15 protein-coding genes are annotated in these 19,043 nt (G+C 40.8%); 7 read left to right on the forward strand and 8 right to left on the reverse strand.

What is annotated here, in order from left to right:
• The first annotated feature begins 30 nt into the window (after positions 1 to 30).
• The 3 genes from FHX64_RS00345 to FHX64_RS00355 all read left to right on the forward strand — a co-directional run bounded on the left by FHX64_RS00345 (position 31) and on the right by FHX64_RS00355 (position 5,483).
• A complete protein-coding gene (locus FHX64_RS00345; RefSeq protein WP_183411857.1) occupies positions 31 to 648 on the forward strand; it encodes a lipoyl protein ligase domain-containing protein in 618 nt (205 codons plus the stop codon).
• Positions 649 to 1,080: 432 nt separating this feature from the next.
• A complete protein-coding gene (locus tag FHX64_RS00350) occupies positions 1,081 to 3,819 on the forward strand; it encodes a UPF0182 family membrane protein (RefSeq protein ID WP_183411858.1) in 2,739 nt (912 codons plus the stop codon).
• Positions 3,820 to 4,163: 344 nt separating this feature from the next.
• Positions 4,164 to 5,483 carry an alpha/beta hydrolase family protein gene (locus FHX64_RS00355; protein ID WP_183411859.1) on the forward strand — a complete coding sequence of 440 codons (1,320 nt, stop codon included), beginning with the start codon at positions 4,164 to 4,166 and terminating at the stop codon, positions 5,481 to 5,483.
• Between the two features lie 65 nt (positions 5,484 to 5,548).
• On the opposite strand, the gene FHX64_RS00360 is transcribed toward FHX64_RS00355, so the two are convergent.
• The 8 genes from FHX64_RS00360 to FHX64_RS00395 form a co-directional block, all read right to left on the reverse strand.
• Complete coding sequence (locus FHX64_RS00360; protein ID WP_183411860.1) at positions 5,549 to 6,019, reverse strand: DinB family protein; 471 nt, start codon at positions 6,017 to 6,019, stop codon at positions 5,549 to 5,551.
• Between the two features lie 618 nt (positions 6,020 to 6,637).
• Entirely contained in the window at positions 6,638 to 6,853 is a 216-nt protein-coding gene (locus tag FHX64_RS00365; RefSeq protein ID WP_183411861.1) for a hypothetical protein, read from the reverse strand.
• Positions 6,854 to 6,878: 25 nt separating this feature from the next.
• Positions 6,879 to 7,709, reverse strand: coding sequence for an IS5 family transposase (locus tag FHX64_RS00370; protein WP_183411862.1), 831 nt, complete (start codon positions 7,707 to 7,709; stop codon positions 6,879 to 6,881).
• A gap of 583 nt (positions 7,710 to 8,292) precedes the next feature.
• Positions 8,293 to 9,492 (reverse strand): IS4 family transposase, encoded by a 1,200-nt coding sequence (locus FHX64_RS00375; protein ID WP_183411863.1) that lies wholly within the window; start codon positions 9,490 to 9,492, stop codon positions 8,293 to 8,295.
• 235 nt (positions 9,493 to 9,727) lie between these two features.
• A complete protein-coding gene (locus FHX64_RS00380) occupies positions 9,728 to 10,675 on the reverse strand; it encodes an ISAon1 family transposase (protein ID WP_425487950.1) in 948 nt (315 codons plus the stop codon).
• A gap of 10 nt (positions 10,676 to 10,685) precedes the next feature.
• Positions 10,686 to 11,075 (reverse strand): ISAon1 family transposase N-terminal region protein, encoded by a 390-nt coding sequence (locus tag FHX64_RS00385; RefSeq protein ID WP_183411864.1) that lies wholly within the window; start codon positions 11,073 to 11,075, stop codon positions 10,686 to 10,688.
• A gap of 773 nt (positions 11,076 to 11,848) precedes the next feature.
• A complete protein-coding gene (locus tag FHX64_RS00390) occupies positions 11,849 to 12,844 on the reverse strand; it encodes a hypothetical protein (RefSeq protein ID WP_183411865.1) in 996 nt (331 codons plus the stop codon).
• 162 nt (positions 12,845 to 13,006) lie between these two features.
• Positions 13,007 to 14,143, reverse strand: a complete 1,137-nt coding sequence (locus FHX64_RS00395) for an HNH endonuclease (protein ID WP_183411866.1) — start codon at positions 14,141 to 14,143, stop codon at positions 13,007 to 13,009.
• Between the two features lie 928 nt (positions 14,144 to 15,071).
• On the opposite strand from FHX64_RS00395, the gene FHX64_RS00400 reads away from it, so the two are divergent.
• From FHX64_RS00400 to trpS, 4 genes are all read left to right on the forward strand, one after another.
• Complete coding sequence (locus FHX64_RS00400) at positions 15,072 to 15,773, forward strand: hypothetical protein (RefSeq protein WP_183411867.1); 702 nt, start codon at positions 15,072 to 15,074, stop codon at positions 15,771 to 15,773.
• Between the two features lie 382 nt (positions 15,774 to 16,155).
• Positions 16,156 to 16,296 carry a hypothetical protein gene (locus tag FHX64_RS00405; RefSeq protein ID WP_183411868.1) on the forward strand — a complete coding sequence of 47 codons (141 nt, stop codon included), beginning with the start codon at positions 16,156 to 16,158 and terminating at the stop codon, positions 16,294 to 16,296.
• Between the two features lie 823 nt (positions 16,297 to 17,119).
• Complete coding sequence (locus FHX64_RS00410; protein ID WP_183411869.1) at positions 17,120 to 17,572, forward strand: HRDC domain-containing protein; 453 nt, start codon at positions 17,120 to 17,122, stop codon at positions 17,570 to 17,572.
• A gap of 284 nt (positions 17,573 to 17,856) precedes the next feature.
• Complete coding sequence (trpS, locus tag FHX64_RS00415) at positions 17,857 to 18,939, forward strand: tryptophan--tRNA ligase (RefSeq protein ID WP_183411870.1); 1,083 nt, start codon at positions 17,857 to 17,859, stop codon at positions 18,937 to 18,939.
• Positions 18,940 to 19,043: the final 104 nt, after the last annotated feature.

Consider the following 19,043-nt stretch of genomic DNA (forward strand, 5'->3'; position numbering starts at 1 on the left):
TTTTCCGTTCATCTGTTATCCGGTGCATGCATGTTGAAGGTGACGGAATATAATCTGCCTGATGTGGAGTTGCTGAACCATCCTTCGCATCGTTTTATGACGTGGATTCCGCGCCAAAACTGTATTGTGCTGGGAGCATCCAACAGGGCAGAGGAAGCGTTATATGCTGAGCGGGTGGAACAGGACGCTATTCCTGTGCTGAAACGTCCATCCGGAGGCCAAACCGTGATGCTCACTCCCGGAAATCTTTTGGTTGCAGTGGTGTTTGCTGAGCAGACATCGTTGCAGCCAAAAGTGATTTTCCATTATGTCAATGATTTGATTATTGCCGCTATTGCCGGCTCGGGTATTTATGGTCTGGCTACCAGAGGTATTTCCGATATTTCGTATGGCAATCGGAAAATATCCGGATCGTCCATCTATCGGAGCCGGAACACGTTGCTCTATCACGCTGTAATCAATGTAAGCGAGTCTGCCTCCACGTTCGAAAAATACCTGAAGCACCCTTCCAAAGAGCCCGATTACCGGCTGGGCCGAAGTCACTCCGAGTTTGTCACCTCGCTCCGGGAGATTGGCTATCCCTACGATGTCCTGCATTTGCAATCCGCTATCAATGATTCTTTTGAACGGGAACTAACAGAAGAGTAACAACGAAACTTGTCCCTGCATTGAGCGCATCATTGTACCCCGATGGGTATTATAAATGAAAGCAAATCCCTCTGTATCATTTTGCTTAAGATGCCAAACGAAAAGCCCTGATGGAGGAGCTCAACAAAATATAAGCGTTATCCATTTGTAGGTCTAAAATATTATACGGATATTTGAAGAGGAATACATTTTTCAAAAAGAGAGGTGTTCCTTCAGTATAGCATTGACAAGATAAGGCATTTGGATCTGCCTGGAATAAAGCCTGTTTCAAGAGAAGTTTATCTGTTTTAAGCGTGCAGGTCAATGCCATTGTACTTCATTCTGTGATTCGAGCCTTAGCGCATCTCCCTCTACATAATGATCTCCATGATCATTATGTTTAAATTTTTAACTGCAAACTAATTCTTTCATTTTTACATAAACAGGAAACTCATGAAAAAAAACAAGCCTATCATCATTATTGTTACCATTGTAGTGGCGCTTTTCTTAGTAAGCCAGTTCTTAAATTACTATGGTGACTGGTTATGGTTCAACAACCTGCATTATGGTTCCGTATTTGAAACCATGCTTTCGGCACAGGCAGTCTCTTTTGTCACCTTTCTCCTTGTTTTTCTTCTGTTTTTTGGATTCAACCTTCGGGGAGCCTATAAAAACGGAAGTGCCAGCCGCAACAGCCGTTACTTTCGGGAGGGTGATCCACGGGGAGTTATCCTGACTATTTATCATGGAAAGACTGTCTTCTGGATATGGAGCATCATTGCATTATTCTTTGGCATCATCATGGGTTCTTCGGCAGTGAACCACTGGAATGACTTTCTGCAGTTTATCCACTCCACTCCGTTTGGCATCAAAGATCCTGTTTTTGGCAAAGATGCCGGTTTCTATGTGTTTAACCTTCCGGTTTACCAGTTTGTAGTCGGGCTTTATTACTTTATGGTTATCATAACCGCCATTGGCGTTTTGGTGTCCTATTATCTCGACAATGCTATTCAGGTGATCGGCCACAAATTACATACTTCCCAACAGGTGAAGAATCATCTGATCCGGCTGGTCGGCTTTATCGTATTGGGTATTGCTGCATCCTGCTACCTGAATCTTTACCAAAACCTCTATTCTTCGCAAGGGCCTGCCTTTGGGCCTTCTTATATGACAGTGCATGCGCAGATACCGGCAGACTGGGCCATTTTTGTGATGAGCGCGGTGATCGCCATCCTTTTGTTTTTAATGCCGCTGATCAAGAGATACAAAGTCCTGCTGTATGCCGTCGGTCTTTGGGGAATTATCTTGGTGGGATTTGTCTGGATTTATCCCAACATTATCGAACAGTATGATGTGAAACCTACTGAGTTGACCAAAGAAACGCCTTACATCCTGAACAACATTCAATTTACGAGAGAAGCATACGGGCTCAACAAAGTCAAAGTCGAACCCTTCCCGGTTGATCAGTCGCTGACTTACCAGGATGTCCAGGCTAATCATAGTACCATTGAGAATATTCGTTTATGGGATCGCAGGCCGTTGATACAAACCTACAAGCAACTGCAGGAGATTCGTTTGTATTATGATTTTAACAGCGTACAGGTTGATCGTTACCATTTCGATAAATATACGGAAGTAGCGCTTGCCGCACGGGAATTGCCGGTTTCGCAGATACCTGCCCGCGCCCAGACCTGGGTGAATGAGCATTTGATATATACGCACGGCTATGGCGTGGTGATGTCTCCCGTCAATAAGATCACGCCGGACGGAATGCCGCAACTCATTATGAACGATATTCCGCCAACCACCACAACTCCGCTTTCCATGAAGCAGATGGCAATCTATTACGGGGAAGAAACCAACCAATATGTTTTGGTCAACACGAATGCCAAAGAGTTTGACTATCCTAAAGGAGCAGATAATGTTTATACTGATTATACCGGTGACGGGGGAGTTCGCATCTCCGGTTGGTTCCGGCGTCTTGTTTATGCGTGGAAATTTTCCGATCTGAAGATTCTGCTTACCGGTTACCTTACGCCGCGAAGCCGTATCATGTTCTATCGCAATATTATGAAACGCGATCAGACCATTGCGCCTTTCCTCCGGTATGATGGCCAGCCTTATTTGGTGGTTGGAACCGACGGGCAACTTTATTGGATACATGATGCCTACACCGTTAGCAACATGTTCCCTTATTCCGAACCTTATCAGGCACAGGACGGGAGCGTTTTCAATTACATCCGTAATTCCGTGAAAGTCGTTATCAATGCCTACAACGGGGATGTTTCCTATTATGTCATCAATCCTGACGATCCGATTGTTGAGACATTGCAAAAGATTTATCCCGGCCTTTTCAAACCTTTCAGTGAGATGCCTGATTTCCTGAAAGCGCACATCCGTTATCCTACCGACTTGTTTAACATCCAGACGCAGATGTATAATGTCTATCATATGACTGATCCGAAGGTGTTTTACAATCAGGAAGATTATTGGGAAGTGCCGAATGCCAGTGGCGACAGTTCGCAGGCCAAGATGATTCCTTATTATATCATCATGCGTTTGCCGGGATCGACAAGCGAGGAATATATTCTCATGTTGCCGCTTACTCCTTCCAAAAAAGATAATATGATTGCATGGATGTGTGCCCGGTGTGATGTTCCCAATTACGGACAACTTATTGTTTACACGCTTCCCAAGGATAAACTGGTGTATGGCCCGATGCAGATCGAGGGACGGATTAACCAGAAGCCCGATATCTCTGCAGAACTTACCTTGTGGGGACAGCATGGCTCGCGTGTGTTCAGGGGCAACCAGCTTGTCATTCCTATCGACAATTCATTTATTTATGTAGAACCGGTCTACCTTCAATCACAGGAAGGACAGATTCCCGAACTGAAACGTGTGATTGTTATTTATAAAGACCAGATCGAGATGCGCCCGACACTGGATGAGGCATTGCAGGCTATCTTCAATCCTTCCGGATTGCAAGATACTACCATCGTGCAACCAACAACCAGCATAAGTAACATGGCAAATCCATTCCTGTCGGATCAGGCCAAAGAGGCGCTTGCTCATTACAATAAAGCGGTGGAATATCTGCAACAGCAGGATTGGGCCGACTATGGCAGGGAGTTGCAACAGATGAAAGAGATTTTGTCTGAAATGAGTAACTATAGCCCGGGGAAAAAATAACAGAATGGCTGAATAATGAAACAGCAGGAAGATGTGAAGATGAAAACCTCCAGGGTAGTATAGTAGACAGTAGATAGCAGGAGTCTGAGAATCTGAAATTAAGAAAGTTATAATCTCAACCCTTCAATCTGCCATCTGTCAAGCAAGCTAAGGCTGCTATGGTTGCCGGAAAATGATGCTCACGTGTTGTCCCCTTTTGGTTAAAGGGGACGAGCGGAGCGGAGGGGTTGGAAAATCAAATAACTGAATGACGGAATAACAGATTGACTTTAGACCGCTGTTCGCCCTTCGACTCCTATTTACTGAATTCCATACCTTCCCAACTTTTTCTCAAAATCATTACAATGAATAGATTGTTATTTCTTGGTATCATGTTGTGCGGGATGCTTTCTTCCTGCAATGGGGCAGGGAAGTCTGCCAAAGCGGCTACGGTTGTTGATAAAACCGACTCCTGCCGCGCGGATGCCAAAAACAAATACGAAGTGTATATCCCGCAAAGAAATAGTGCTGGGGAAAAGTTGCCGTTGCTGGTTATTCTCGATGCTCATGGCGAAGGCCGGTTTGCATTGAACAAATTCATACCGGCAGCCAATGAATATCATCTCATCCTGGTTGCTTCCGACAGGGTTAAAAACGATCTTGCAGGTTACGACGAAGCTATTCAGACAATGGTCGATGATGTAAGGCAAAAGTATCCGGCAGGGAAGGAGATCTTTCTTTCCGGTTTTTCAGGCGGGGCGCGGATGGCGTTGGGATATGCTTTGGCTCATCCCGTGAATGGGCTGATCCTGTGCGGTGCGTTGGCCAGTCCCGATCAGATCAGTGCGCTTCGCTGTCCGGTTATCTCCATCTCGGGGATGGACGATTTTAATTTTGTGGAGACGGCGCAGTACCTGTTTCAGGCGCAGAACATGCCGGCCAACCTGAAGATCGAACTGACACATGCTTCCCACGACTGGCCCGATAGCCTGCTGTTGGCCAATGAAGTGGGTTTTCTTCGCCTCTCCTGCCAGGCGGCTGACCTTCCTGCTCCGGACAGAGTGCAGTTGGAGGCCTACTGCCAAAAGCAGCAGGCACGCATGGATACGTTGGCCGGGCAGGATGATTTCCTCAGGGCAGCGCTTATTGCCCATAACATGGCTTCGACCAAGGTGTTTGATGATGTTATTTCTTTCGATGCTGCCTATAACCGTTTGATCTCCAATGTGGGGTACAAGAGCCAGTTGGGAAGGTTGAGGCAGTGCCTTGCGAATGAGATGAACCTGCGTCAACCCTACATTGATGCGTTCATAACAAAGGACAAGCCGTGGTGGCAGACACAGATCAGTACCCTCAATCAACAGATAAAGACAGAACGGGATGCTTACACCAGAGATATGTACCTGAGGATAAAAGCTTTCTTGGGGATTGCCTGTTACTCGCTCGGGAAACAGGCCATTGTGCAGCATGATGCAGTGGCGTTGGCCCGCATTCTCACCGTTTACCGCATGCTGGAACCGGAGAATCCGGACATGTTTTACTACACCGCTTTCATCCCTTACTGGAAGGGCGACAATGCCGCAACGGTTCGTATGTTGAAGAAAGCATTACAGGCAGGTTATTCCGATATGAACCAGCTCAGGGAAGACTTTCCTTCCCTGGCCAGCGAATGTGCTGAAAAATAAACGGTCAACTTATCCGCAAGCATGGGAGCAGATGAGCATATCCGGCATTAAGGAACCCCGTTGCCTTACACCTGTTTGTCGATTAGTTCCTGAATCTCGTTCAAATGCAAATCGATGTGTCCCAAATAGCCTTCGATCATTTCCTGAAGCGTTACGGTGGTATGCTCAAAGGTTTGCCACGTATTCTCAAGTTTCGTTTGGTCTACTGATTTGATCACCTGAATCATGTGCAGGTTGTAGAACTTCCAAAGCTGAACAATCACATTCCAATCCGCGTGCTGATAATCCTGCAACGCTATCCATAAATCATTATCCTGTTGATAATCAGGGAAATCCAGTTGCTTATTGTACTGTAACCGAATCATACGTTGATGATTGTTTGCAGCAGAATCAATCAAATGTCCAAGAATTTGTTTTATCGTCCTGTTTTGTTTGTTGCGCCTGTTTGTAATTGTCTCAACCGGCAAGTTCAGCAGTTTGTTTTCCCAGGTATCAATGTACCTGAGAATACCGTTTGTAACATTTGAAAAATCCATTTTTCCTCCTTTTTTATTTTAATTGTTGGTAGTCTCTTGTTGCATGTCTGTGGATCACGAAATTGTTCAATGCGAAGGAGTTGTTGGATGGAATATGAGTTTGTACTGTAAGCTTGTTGCTCCGAAATTTATCAATAAACCTTTTTCTATAATTCTGTAATTCTATAATTCCGTAAATTCTGATTCAGACATTATTTCCTCCGCTCGCGCCGATTTGTAATCGGTGTGTTGTTCGTCAGAACAAGAAAATGCTTGCTTCTCCAAAGCAACACACAAGTTGCAAACTTGCGCGAGTAAGATAAATATCATTGTCAGAATCAGAATTCTCAGAATTCAATAATTCACAGAATCAACAGCCGGTAATTCCCTGTTCAATGCGAAGGAGTTGTTGGATGAAATATAAGTTTGTACTGTAAGCTTGTTGCTCCGAAATTTATCAATAAACCTTTTTCTATAATTCTGTAATTCTATAATTCCGTAAATTCTGATTCAGACATTATTTCTCCGCTCGCGCCAATTTGTAATCGGTGTGTTGTTCGTCAGAACAAAAAAATGCTTGCTTTTCCAAAGCAACACACAAGTTGCAAACTTGCGGAAGCGGGAGCTATATAAGAGAATTTATAACCTCAGTTTTAGTTGTGCCAATTCATTTTTAAGTTCATCTATTTCTTTACTTAATTGAAATTCTTTCCATGTATTAAATTCAGATAGTGCTGTAAGTTGACTATACATGTTTTGTATTACTTCCAATACATTTGAACCTATAAGAGTTATTTTACCAATCTCTCCAGTTGAATCAACAATTTTAATATCACTTTTAAGAGAATAGTTCATTGTTTTATAATTGATTATACTGAAGTCATCTTGACTTTTTCTGTTTAGTAATTTTCTTAAGTAGTATCACGATAAAAGCGATAAGGTTAAAGCTTTGCCAACTGGAGCAAGTAACATCAAATCTGTTCAATAGAGATCTGAAACTATCCATCCATGCATTGGTTCTTTCTATGCAATAGCGTTGCTGATAGAGCAATTCATCGAAGAATATATCATCCGTATGTGCTGCGTTACGCCAGTTAATAGCGATGTTGGGTATTATTTCATGGGAAGAACAGAATTCTCTGAACTCCGCAGAGTCAAAACCTGCATCGGCATTAAGAAAAAGACCATCAACTCTTATATCGGAGTTATTCAGCGAATCAATAATGTCGGTAAAACGTTCTTTAATTTGATGTAAATCATTGTGATTCCCTTCTATCGGGTCTGATATGGCCAATGGGATACCTTGTCTGTCTGTAAGATAAAGAGCATTGGTAGTCTTCCTTTTCTTCCGACCCTGATAAGCAACCTGTTCTCCTCCACGTAATGCGGGGGTATGGCTGCCATCCAAATCAACACTGGACATGTCCAATGAGGCTCTGTATTTATTCAATAAACCAAACCAGATTTGTTGTAACACTCCTGATTTACACCATGTACGAAAATAACCGAAAACAGTCTTATAATGCAATACGACATTAGAAAATAAACTTTTAACGGGCAACATATGCCATTGACAACCTGTTTTTAATTTGTACAATATGCAGTTAACAATCTCGGCGATATCACACTTTGTCCTGAACCCTCTCTTGGGTACAGGGATGAATGGCACTATTTCTTTATTTATTGTATCTTTGTCGAGTACTAAGTACATGGGGAAGAGTGGTGTTTTATAGTTTTGCTTTTCATAAAACGGCTCTTCCCTTTTTTTAGTATTTAAAGCTTGTAAAAGTCAAGACGAATTCACTATCAAGTGTTCTCCAGTTTCCTATCATTAGCTGGGAAGTTTTTCGATCTGAGTTATATATTTTGAAGATATACTTATAATCATAGTATTGCCCATTTACTATCTCACGTGAAATGTCAATTACATAATGAGCTCCTGCATTAAATGCATTAGTCAGAGAATCATATTCTCTAACTGTACTATTCATAAATATTCCAGCTAACATATATTATTGATTAAAAAATTATCCTTCAGATTACCCTCTGCTGGCGCAGGTCTCCTGACCCGTGCCTTTAATTGCATCTACCCAGCCTTGCACGGCAAAACTTACAAAATATACTCCTTCAGGATTGTGGAACTTATAATTTCTCCCCATATTCTATACGTTTCTATTGCTCTTGCAGACCAAGCCACAGATTATAAATTACGAGTGTTCGGAAGATTGATATATTGCTGTGATAAGCGTTCTTTGATATATATTTTTTTGATTGATACTGATTGCAGTCTTTTTTTAACGGAATACCAGCGATGGATCACCGCCACAAAAACGGACAATCAAGGCTATAATCAATTCATCCAGTTCAATGCCAAATCGTCTTTTGGCTGTTTTATAACCGACATTATTCAATCGCTTGTAAATCAACAACAACATGGATAGAATTAAAGTCATATAGAGAATAATCTTTATTCCGTTTTCATTGGTTGACATAAAGTGGCTGAAGTTCAATTCTTGTTTTATAAAACGGAAGAATACTTCAATATCCCAGCGTTTGCGGTATAAAGCAGTTATATTCTCAGCTGTTTCCCCTTTCAGATTGGTCAGAAACAAGAGGGTTTCTCCATCCTTGTTTTCGGTAGTTATCAGTCTGAAGGTTTCCCTGGTCAATTCTCTGGTTTTTCTATTATTGACCCGAGTATACAGATAAACGATTTCATCTTTAAGTAATTTCAAATCTCCGATTAATCTGTCGCCTTGTTCAAGAACTTCTACACTTTGATACGAAGCACCTGGATTCAAACGGGTAACAAAATCAATAGTATCACTTTGGAGTTCATCGAAAACACTTCGTTTATTGACTCCACGGTCAAATACATAAACCTGTTGCTTGTATTTGTGTGCATGATCTTTTATAACCTGTGGAATAGTAAGGCATTCATTGAGTTGACTTTGATCTAAAAACAGTTCCACATTACAGGGAAGTATGCCCTCAAATGCAACTGTAAACTTGGCTTGTTTTTTTGTAACTTTCTTGTTCCCGATTTTACCAACTCTCATTCCTTGTGACAGACGGGATGAAGTTTCAGCAACCATTGTTGAATCAACCCGGACAAGATTATATTTATCAAGTTCTTGCTGAGAATATAATTGACTAAGCTGATTATAAAAATGCTCGAACAGTTTTTCAAAGAAGCTAACGTCCATTATTGATAATCGCTCCGAGATAGAACTATAACGGACGGTTTTGCTTTGATCCAGATTGAATAAAAATTTAAATTTTACGCTATTAAAGATATCCTCCATTGTACGCAAACTGGTACGATCAGACTCTAATAAGGAATAGAGGATCATGTAAAACATGGAACGTCCATACAAAACCTTTGTGCAATAATCCACGTGGGTATTGGCGGCCAACGTACTTATTTTCTCATCAGGGATAACACTCAACAGTTCTTTTACTGTTATGTTTTTAATTGACTTATTTGGGTGCATCTAAACTCGTTTAATTTCGATGCAAAAATACCAAATAATTATATGTCAAAAACGATGTTATACATATTATTTATCAACAACTTACAGTGAATTATGTTGATAAATCAGGGTTATTTTCCGTTTTTGAAATTCCAGAGATAAAACAGTCTGTTTTTCCCCCTTTATTGCAACTGAAATTACTAATTTTGAATACTTAATAATCTTGGATCAATCGGGAAAGTTGTGTTTTTGTTGATTAAGCATAAATTTTTGTTAGTCTGAAAAGGAAAAAATTCACATCTCTCACGCCTCTGAAAGATGCCCTAAAAGCTTTGATTTTGGCATTGAATGATTCTGCAGAAGCATTTGTACTTCTGTGATTAAAATAATTCAGGATCGTCAAATAATGTGATTGAATGGTTCTGGTGATGCTTCCAAATGACAAAATACCTGAGTTATCAACCCTATCATACCACTGTGCCAGTTTAGCAAAAGCTACTCCTTTGTCTTTTGTTTGATGGTAAATAGCCCCCAATTGCAAGGAAAAATGATATGCTTTCTTTAGGTCAGGATACAGTTCAAAAAGAATTTCAGCTCTTGTTTTCTGAGAATATGTCCATGCTGTGGGTTTCTTAAACAACAAATATCTGCTACGCGCCAGTAGTTGCTTGAGAGTGTCTCCGTTTGCCAGAACCGGTGGATTGTATTTCCTTCCGCAGGCTTTCGCTAATGCCATATCGATCGTTTCCCTGTCCAGTGCATTCCAACGATGTTTAATTCTGAGCTCCTGAACGGCATCATAAGCCAACTGTTGAACATGAAACCTGTCGGTCACTCTACTGGCTTGGGGAAAGCAAATTTTGATCACGTATTCCATATTGGCTGCCATATCCATGGTAACTTCCCGGACTTTCCACCTGACACGCTTTGGCAGCTTGTTGAGAACCGCGACAATATCCTCTGCCTTAGTTCCCCGAACCATAGCCACAATGGTTCCTTTACCTCCTTTTGCCGCTTTGTTGGTGACAATAGTATATAGTTCTCCGTTAGACAAGCTGGTTTCATCTATACTTAAGAAGCGGCCTACATTATCCGGATAAAGCAGCCATTGGTGAGCATGAGATTTTTGATCCCACTGATGATAATCACTCAGATAGTCCTTGTATTGCTCTTGCAACTGCTTGCCATCCAGATAATAATGCACTGCAAGGGATTTAGCACTTATGGGATGAGTATCCAGGTAATTCTTTTAAAAAAGCCGCGAATTCCTGTGTAAATCGCGTTCCTTTTGCCGTAAGTTCCCAATTTCGGCTAACCACTTGGTTTGTATTGGCATTCAACCACCTTCGACACTTAATCTTCAAATCAAATACCTTTCCTCGTATTGGAAAATCATGTATGGTTTGTTCCTGATGAAAGCCATGACAACGAAGAGGTTCTCCTGCATACTCTGAAGGAATATCAGGCTTTTCTTCAAGATAAACCGCATAACCTATCCCAATGTTCCTAACTGATTTTATTTCAAAATACTCCAGAATCCCTTCTGGCAATATTAACTCCAACAACTGATGTTCCGCTGACTTTAATTCTGTCTCTTTTTCCATGAAACAAAATTATCATTTTTTATCCTCTAACACAACTTTTCCGATTGATCCATAATCTTCCGAACACTCGTAATTATAAATCTGCGGCAGCAGGAGAGCGTCAGCGTCCGGTAGGACGTGACGTTCACGCGAGAATCCGCGGTTGAAACACGCACGAACCCCGCTATGAAATTTGCACTTTGTTACCGCTAGTATTTTATTTCTTTTTTATTTTCAAGTCATCTAAAAGCATTACATACATGCTGCTAAGTATCACAAAAAGCATTATTATAAATTGTGTCCCGTTATAAAAAATCAAACCGTTCAAAATGTACTTTAGAATTTTATAAAAGATTTTGATGTAACAAATGTCTGTATGTGGTAACCATGATTTAAAATGAGTGAGAAACATTAGAATTATCAATCCAATTGAAATCACAATTCCGTACGATATTTGTGAAATCAATTGCTCCGAAAAATGTCGATATCGTATCACATAGTTTCTTGTTTCCTCATTTGAATCAGTGTCTAAAAGCCTTTTCCGAATATTGAGTTTGTCAGCCACAACTAATAGTAAATTAAAAAACAGACCTGAAAAAATGCTTATACCTGTAATAAAATAATTTGCAATATCTGTGTCTATTGATACACCAACAGCCAGAAAAGTTATTGACACAACAAAAGGAAAAGCGTAATAGTATGAAAAAACAATTCGTTTGTCTTTTACGATGCTTCCATTATAATCCTTGCGAAGCGATTCCAGTGCATCTTTCCTAATTTCCCATATTTTTATTTTAGTCCACATCTTCTGGAGTATAACCGATTTCTTTTTTTACTTTTTCTAAAATAGAGTTGGTATGTTTCCGAATTAAATCATAGTCCGGATACTCAACTCCTTTTTTTTTCAATGAGTCGTTCAAAAAGTAGGTTGGTAAAATATCTTTTTCTTTAGATACTTTTGCACTTGACTGATGTCCAAATTCATCTTTATATGTTGCAATTGTTTCAAAATCATCATCATCATCCATTTCAAGTGCGGTCAAATCTGAATTGATTATTTTTTTCTTTCTGAATAGCTTCCAGAATGTTTCAGGATTTTCTTCAAATCCAGTTATCTCAATTTTGACTTTTAGATGTTCTTTTTCAGTGAAGACGGGGTTTAAACTTTCTCTCGCTTTGTTGCTTAATCCTTGCTTGATAAGTGAAACTTTATATATTACACTTTTCTTTTTGAACCTTTCTTTATAGTCCTCTGGGACGTGTTTATACTTTTCAATGGTATGGTTTTTATCAGCAAAGTATCTTGCAAGCTGCTCGAATATTAATGTATTAACCCCCATGTCTGTATAACTTTGTATCATTAAAACACCGACAGTTCCATCGAATGGTGTCCAAATTTTAAAATAATAGGGAAGAGCAGTGATTTTATCTCTTTCAATTGTATCTTCTATTTGATTTGGATTTGTTCTGTCGTAAACGTCTTGGTCTATTCCGGTCGTGCCACCATTAATAAGTCCATCAATGATGTTTTTTGAAGGATAAGGTTTTAAGAAGTCGGTAGCAATACCTTTTGTTTCTTCTCTGTTTAGTACGAATTGTTCATGAAATGAATCAATAAATCCTCCAATAAATCGTTTAATCAATTTTTTTTTGTCGATTTGCAGTGGATCTTCATCTTCTCGTGAATAGTTTTCCCGGAAAAAATCACCGAATATTTTATGTTCAGCGTCTCTTTCCCCTCTTACTTTAATTGAAAAGCAGTAGATGTCTAGTTTTAATTGATGTCCCATGTAGTTAGGTTTTTATTAATATTAGCGGTAACGGTTTGCCAATATGAGGAGGCTGGGATTTCCGTGCCACTACCAATCAGCCCGTTACAATTTTGATTAAATGTACTAAATTTTCGCAAACCACTGACCCCCAGCTTACTTATATTGGCTGTTAGCAACTGCCTATACATCATCATCTCTATTTTTCCTTTTTAATTGATGTAGTATCATTGGAGTTATTTCTTTCATTGTGTCTTTTACCAATTCATCAATCATTTCTTTTGTAATAATCGTTCCTTCTGGATATTTTCCTAATGAATTATTTATTGCTCTACTTATTAATTCTTGATTATGGTTTGATGATTGTCTTTTCATTGCTAAGCCGACAACTCGTTCAAAACGTTTTTGGACTTTTAAAAAAGGCTTGTCGTCTTTATTCTCAAACAAATCTAGTAGTTGTCCCCTTGTATAGTTTAAAGGGATGACCCTTATTATCTCTTTAATTTCAATTAAATCGAAAGTATAAGTTTCATCCATTGGGACTCCATCATAGTTTTCATTTAGTTTGATAATGAAATTATGAACATTAAATAATTCAATGTAAGCAAAAAGTATTTTTTCGTTTGGATTTCCAATAACACGTATTACATGACTTACTTCTGATTCCACAGGTGCATAAATAGTATTCTCAGGATAATGCATCCATACAATGTCTAAATCCTCTTTTTCATCAAGATAATCAAATAAGTGCACTATATATTTTCGATCACCTCCTTTATAAATAAAGTAATTGATTGCGCTTTTTGTTATAGATCTAAAAACTTCTTTCCCTCCAATTGTTGACTGAAAATGAATGGTATCATCTAAATATTCTTTTTTATATTCAGCAGTCTTTATTGCTTCTTCAATATTCAGTTGAGGATATTTTCGTTTTAATCCCTTTAGTATTTGCTTGTATTCTTTTTCATTTCTTGCCGTAATAGAAAGTTCGACTTTTTCTCCATCAACTACTTCAGAAATAATCGGCTTCGACATCATTGGGTCTCCACCATATTGAATGTAATAATCTTCACCTGTAGAAGTCAGTTTACCTTTAATTGACTGTGGTTCGCCTCTATGTCTCTTAATTAATAAAAGATTTGACAAATCATTTGTACTATCAGCTAAGATTTTATCACAAGAATCACCAAATCCCGAATTGCATGTTTTGCATAATAAGTTTTTTGGTTTTAATCGACCTCCACAAGCATTTAATATAATATGTTCTTCTGATTCATTATCAGAAGTCAATTCAACTTCGCATTTGTAACATTTTGCCATGACGTTGTTTTTAGGTTGCCCCTAACATCTGTGTATACGCCCCTCAATTGTATATAAGCCATAGCATAGCACATATTCGTCTTATAAGTTTGCTACATTCGCTGTAATTAAGCTCATTACATCTATCTGGGTGTTTCTGTTTATGGCGTATATCCTTTTGTTGCAATATGTGCAATATATCTCAGTCGTCTGCTACCCGAATGTCCAGGTAAACTTTCTACGCAATGAAGATCTTTTTCATCCTATCCGATTTGCAATCAAAAAGCACTCCTCCATTATAATATAAACCGTTTCATCCGGTGCTGAACAGGAATAGCTTTCAAATTACGCTTTCTTTTCCCTTTCCGTTAGCCCAACATTAGGCATATAAATCGTAATGATAACTTATTTTCCTCTTTCTCCAATGTCCGCTTCAAATGTAAACAATTATTTTTAATCTAACAGCAAAAAATATCAATCAGTTATCAACATTTGATATAATGGGAGCGGATGGGTATAAGGGTGTACAATAAGAGGAGCCGGGGTGTTGTGCTGTAAAGAGCATGAAAAGAGGGATGTTTTCCCTGTGCAGGTGTCCGCTGCCTGCACGCAGGCAACAAAAAGTAAAATACAAAATAGCTTCATATTGTTCTTATTTGCATATATAATCTTCGTCAATCTTTACACTAAATGATTATTCTGTGAAATATTTGATACAAAATGTTGGCAACACCAATTTCTTTACTTAGTTTTGTGTCGAAATATTTAACAGGCTTAATTTATGATGAAGAATTTGCATTCCCAACCCCGCCCGCTTCGCTCGTCCCCTTTCACCAAAAGGGACAACACGTGAGCATGATGTTTTGGCAACTATGGCAGCTTTTTCCTGTTCGTCAGGTTGTTTTGCCCTTCTGATGAAGGGAAGTACCCCTGGGTGGTAGGGTTAGGCATGAAAAGGATTGAAGGAAAGAAGCAGCAACAGGTCGAATGTCAATCTGCTATTCCGTCGTTCTGTTATTTGATTTCTGTCTGCCAGCTACGAAACTACCTGGGTTTTCTTCAAATTTTCATTGTCCATTACTCATTTATTCATGTTCACCGCCTTTTCCCTTTTGTCCGGATTCCTGCTGGTTCTCTTTGCCCTGCTGCTGTGGGCGAGGCCATCATCTATCCGGAGGGCAAACCGGATGCTGTCAGGGATCTTCCTGCTGTTGGCGGCACTCAGCCTGTGGATGCTACTCCTTTATTATATATACGGCCGGAAGATGGACTTCCTGCTCCCGTGCTATCTTCCCCTCGACCAGGTGCTGGTGATGTTCATCGGGCCGTTGCTCTATTTTTATGTGTTGCTGTTGTTCGATCCTTCACGCCGCATCACGGCCCGGCAGTTTGCCAGGCATGCCCTCCCGGCTCTGCCTGCGCTGGCCTATGGCAAAAGCCCTTCCGATTACCAGGACGAACTGAAACAGGAGAAAAGGATGGGCAGAAGCACAGAAGCCCCCATCCGGTAGATAACAGCACCGGGATAGAGATATCTTCCTGTTTTATGGGAAACTCCAATTTCCTTCGGTTGCACAATGCCCTGTATTTTCCCGGCTCCACACTCTTTCGGCATTTCCCGTCGCCGGTTTTTCACATCATCACATCCTGAATCGCTTTTCAATTCCGTGATTGCCTGTTTTTCGTTGCGGAATAGACCCGGTTTGTTAAGCAGGCCCGGGTAATAAGGAGATAATACCGGGGTAAAGGAAGACAACTCCGGGGTAAAAGAAAAAGATACCGGGGTAAAGGAAAAAGATATCGGGGTCAAATTGTTAAAATCGGGTCAAAAAGTCGTTTTTTTGAACAACTTGGTAAAGGATTATAATCCTTTACCAACTTTGCCCTCAAAAATTTGCACAAGGGCTTTTGAATCCTTAGTTTTACGACTCATTAATTTTCAGGCGAATGAAAACACGGTACCATTGTCCCGTCCGGGAAAATCATCGGCTATATGGATTTCGCTATTGTTAAACAAAAAAAAACGTTATCGTATGAAAAACTACAATGCCGTTTTGCACATTACAAGCAAGAAACCTATGGCAATAGCAGAATTGAGTGAAAGAGTAGCCATCAGCATGACTGGGGAATGGTCAGCAAGCCGGTATCATTTATGCCGAGATAAAAATCAATAGTATATGAGACGGTGCATTTGTAGAGATGTTTATGTTACAGACCTTAAAGGTTTTCAAAACCTTTGAGGTCTCTACGATGTCAGGAATAATTCCTATTCCGGCTTTAGCCAAATGAAGAACAATTGATAATGAAAATCAGGAAGTTAAGGAAGTTACAGGAAGATCTAACCCTACCCCCTTCGGGTACTTCCCTTCATCAGAAGGGCAGAACAATCTGCCAGAGCAAGCAAAGGCTACCATGGTTACCAAAACATGATGTTCAGGAGCTGTCCCCTTTGGTGAAAGGGGACAGGATAACACTTAAGAATAATATTTTAGTAATCCTGAACATGCTGACCTCTCCCTAAGTCCCTCTCCAAAGTAGAGGGACTTTCCCTGATGACGAAATGAAATATAATACGGGAGGAGCGTAGCGGTGACATCTTTAATTCCTGATAATTTGGCAATCCAGGCTCATATGAATAAAACAGATCGCAGGGCTAACGCCCCTTTCTTTTTTTGGGATCCATTTTTCTATGAAGACCGCAGGGCTAACGCCCCTATAGATTGAAGGATTGAGGGACCTAGATCGTCGGATGTATAAATTTGACGTAGCGGGAGGAGCGTAGCTCTGGCATCTTCGTAGGAAACGATATCCATTATATCACAATAGCCGCGTAGCGGTGACATCTTAAAACATGACAATTGACAATAAAAGAAAGCCGGAAGTTAAAGAAGATACAGGAAGATCAGAAGTTAAGCGAAGCAGCTTCCATTGCCTGCTGGCTTTCGCCAAAGGATTTTATTTAATCTATAAAAACAAGCAGAAGAAAAATCACACATTATGCAAGTACAAATTTTTCATATCCGTCTGACAAAAGAACACCTGAATAGCGATCAGGAGGCTGTCAATACTTTTCTGGAAAGCGTATCCGTAACCAAAACACACGTTGAGCTAATCAGTGGCCCACCTAACTACTGGTCGCTGTTGGTTTTTTATGATCCTGCCGTGAAACAGGAAAAGACAGAGCAACGTTTGCCGAAGATAACCGAAGAAATGATCCGGAACCTTACACCTGAAGAAAACCGCCTATACGAAGCCCTCAGGGAATGGCGGTGGGACAAGGCCAGCCAAATGAAGCTGAAGAGTTTTATGATTTGTACTAATTTTGATCTGCTCATGCTGGTAAAAGCCATGCCAAAAACCATCGAAGAGCTAACCGGCGTCAAAGGCTTCGGAGAGTATAAAACACAACAATATGGAGAAGAACTACTTAATGTGATCCATAATGCATAGTAAGTGGGATAGCAGGAAGATAAGGAAGATGAGAAGTTAAGCAAAACAGTTCTCATTGCCTCCTGCTTTAGCTTATGGATAGATGATTTATTTTGAATGGTAAATAAAAGAATATATGTGAGTTGCAGGTGTCGTAGGAGGGGGTCAGCGTAAATAGGCGATAATTTATTGCCAGAATTTATGCCGTAATTCTAAAAAGAAAGTAAATTTGCAATCGTTTTTCCCCTCTGTATGCCGGGAAAGGTATTCGCGCTATCATAACACAGATTATTAATCAAACCCCAATGAATACAGAAATAACAGGATCAGGCACCTACGAGGCAACCGTTGAGAGAAGTAAAAAACTGGAACAGGACTTAACCGTTCATCCCGAAAACTATCGCGTACTGACAGGAGACCGGCCAACAGGACGTCTTCATATCGGGCACCTCTTCGGGTCATTGCAAAACCGCGTCAGGCTGCACAATCTGGGAGTGGAAACTTTTATCGTGATTGCCGACTATCAGGTACTCACCGACAGGGATTCGTTTGATAAGATATCGGACAACGTGCGCCAGCTCACCCTCGATTACATGGCTGCCGGCCTCGACCCCACCGATGGAAAGACTTTTATTTTCCCCCACAGCTATGTCCCCGAACTGAATCAACTGTTACTTCCTTTCCTTACGCTGGTGTCGAATGCCGAACTTAACCGGAATCCTACGGTGAAAGAAGAGATTCAGGCATCTGGTTTAAAGAGCATCAACGCGGGGATGTACACTTACCCTGTCCACCAGGCTGCGGATATTCTTTTTTGCAAGGGGAATGTGGTTCCCGTGGGCAAAGACCAGTTGCCTCACCTCGAACTGACCCGTCTGATCGCCCGCCGTTTCAATGAGAAGTTTGCTGCTGAGAACCCCGTGTTCCCCGAACCGCAACCGTTGCTGAGCAAGTCGCCCATGATTCTTGGTCTGGATGGTTCGCAGAAAATGAGCAAAAGCCGTAACAATGCCATTATGCTAAGTGCTACCGAGGACGAAACGGCTGCCCTGATCAAAAAAGCCAAAACCGATGCAGAACGTTTTATCACCTACGAACCTGAAAGACGTCCCGAAATTGCCAACCTGCTATTGTTGATCTCCATGTGTACGGGCAACACCCCCGAAGCCGTTGCCGAACATATCGGTGATGGAGGTGCCGGTCAACTGAAGAAACTCCTGACCGAGTCGATTAATGAATACCTGAGGCCCTTCCGTCAGAAACGTACCGAGCTGGAGTCCAATATGGATTATGTGCGCCAGGTATTGCTCGATGGTGCACAAAAAGCAAGGGCAGTAGGCGCCGCTACGCTTGAAGAAGTGCGTGCTGCGATGAATATGAAGATATAAGACACTGCGCTCCCATCTCTCCCAATCAAGGGATGGGAGTAGCAGATTGACGGTTACTCCCTGATTATCCTGCCGTATCTTTATTTTACCTGCATTGCCATCTA

This window comes from Microbacter margulisiae (genome assembly GCF_014192515.1).
GTDB lineage: Bacteria > Bacteroidota > Bacteroidia > Bacteroidales > Paludibacteraceae > Microbacter > Microbacter margulisiae.

Bases quoted from the DNA above. Each gene is read 5' to 3' on its own strand.
- FHX64_RS00365 (WP_183411861.1), bottom strand. From the start codon at position 6,853: ATGAACTATTCTCTTAAAAGTGATATTAAAATTGTTGATTCAACTGGA.
- trpS (WP_183411870.1), top strand. From the start codon at position 17,857: ATGAATACAGAAATAACAGGATCAGGCACCTACGAGGCAACCGTTGAG.
- FHX64_RS00390 (WP_183411865.1), bottom strand. From the start codon at position 12,844: ATGGGACATCAATTAAAACTAGACATCTACTGCTTTTCAATTAAAGTA.
- FHX64_RS00350 (WP_183411858.1), top strand. From the start codon at position 1,081: ATGAAAAAAAACAAGCCTATCATCATTATTGTTACCATTGTAGTGGCG.
- FHX64_RS00405 (WP_183411868.1), top strand. From the start codon at position 16,156: ATGAAAAACTACAATGCCGTTTTGCACATTACAAGCAAGAAACCTATG.
- FHX64_RS00355 (WP_183411859.1), top strand. From the start codon at position 4,164: ATGAATAGATTGTTATTTCTTGGTATCATGTTGTGCGGGATGCTTTCT.
- FHX64_RS00375 (WP_183411863.1), bottom strand. From the start codon at position 9,492: ATGCACCCAAATAAGTCAATTAAAAACATAACAGTAAAAGAACTGTTG.
- FHX64_RS00400 (WP_183411867.1), top strand. From the start codon at position 15,072: ATGAAAAGGATTGAAGGAAAGAAGCAGCAACAGGTCGAATGTCAATCT.
- FHX64_RS00410 (WP_183411869.1), top strand. From the start codon at position 17,120: ATGCAAGTACAAATTTTTCATATCCGTCTGACAAAAGAACACCTGAAT.
- FHX64_RS00345 (WP_183411857.1), top strand. From the start codon at position 31: ATGTTGAAGGTGACGGAATATAATCTGCCTGATGTGGAGTTGCTGAAC.
- FHX64_RS00385 (WP_183411864.1), bottom strand. From the start codon at position 11,075: ATGGAAAAAGAGACAGAATTAAAGTCAGCGGAACATCAGTTGTTGGAG.
- FHX64_RS00360 (WP_183411860.1), bottom strand. From the start codon at position 6,019: ATGGATTTTTCAAATGTTACAAACGGTATTCTCAGGTACATTGATACC.
- FHX64_RS00395 (WP_183411866.1), bottom strand. From the start codon at position 14,143: ATGGCAAAATGTTACAAATGCGAAGTTGAATTGACTTCTGATAATGAA.
- FHX64_RS00370 (WP_183411862.1), bottom strand. From the start codon at position 7,709: ATGTACTTAGTACTCGACAAAGATACAATAAATAAAGAAATAGTGCCA.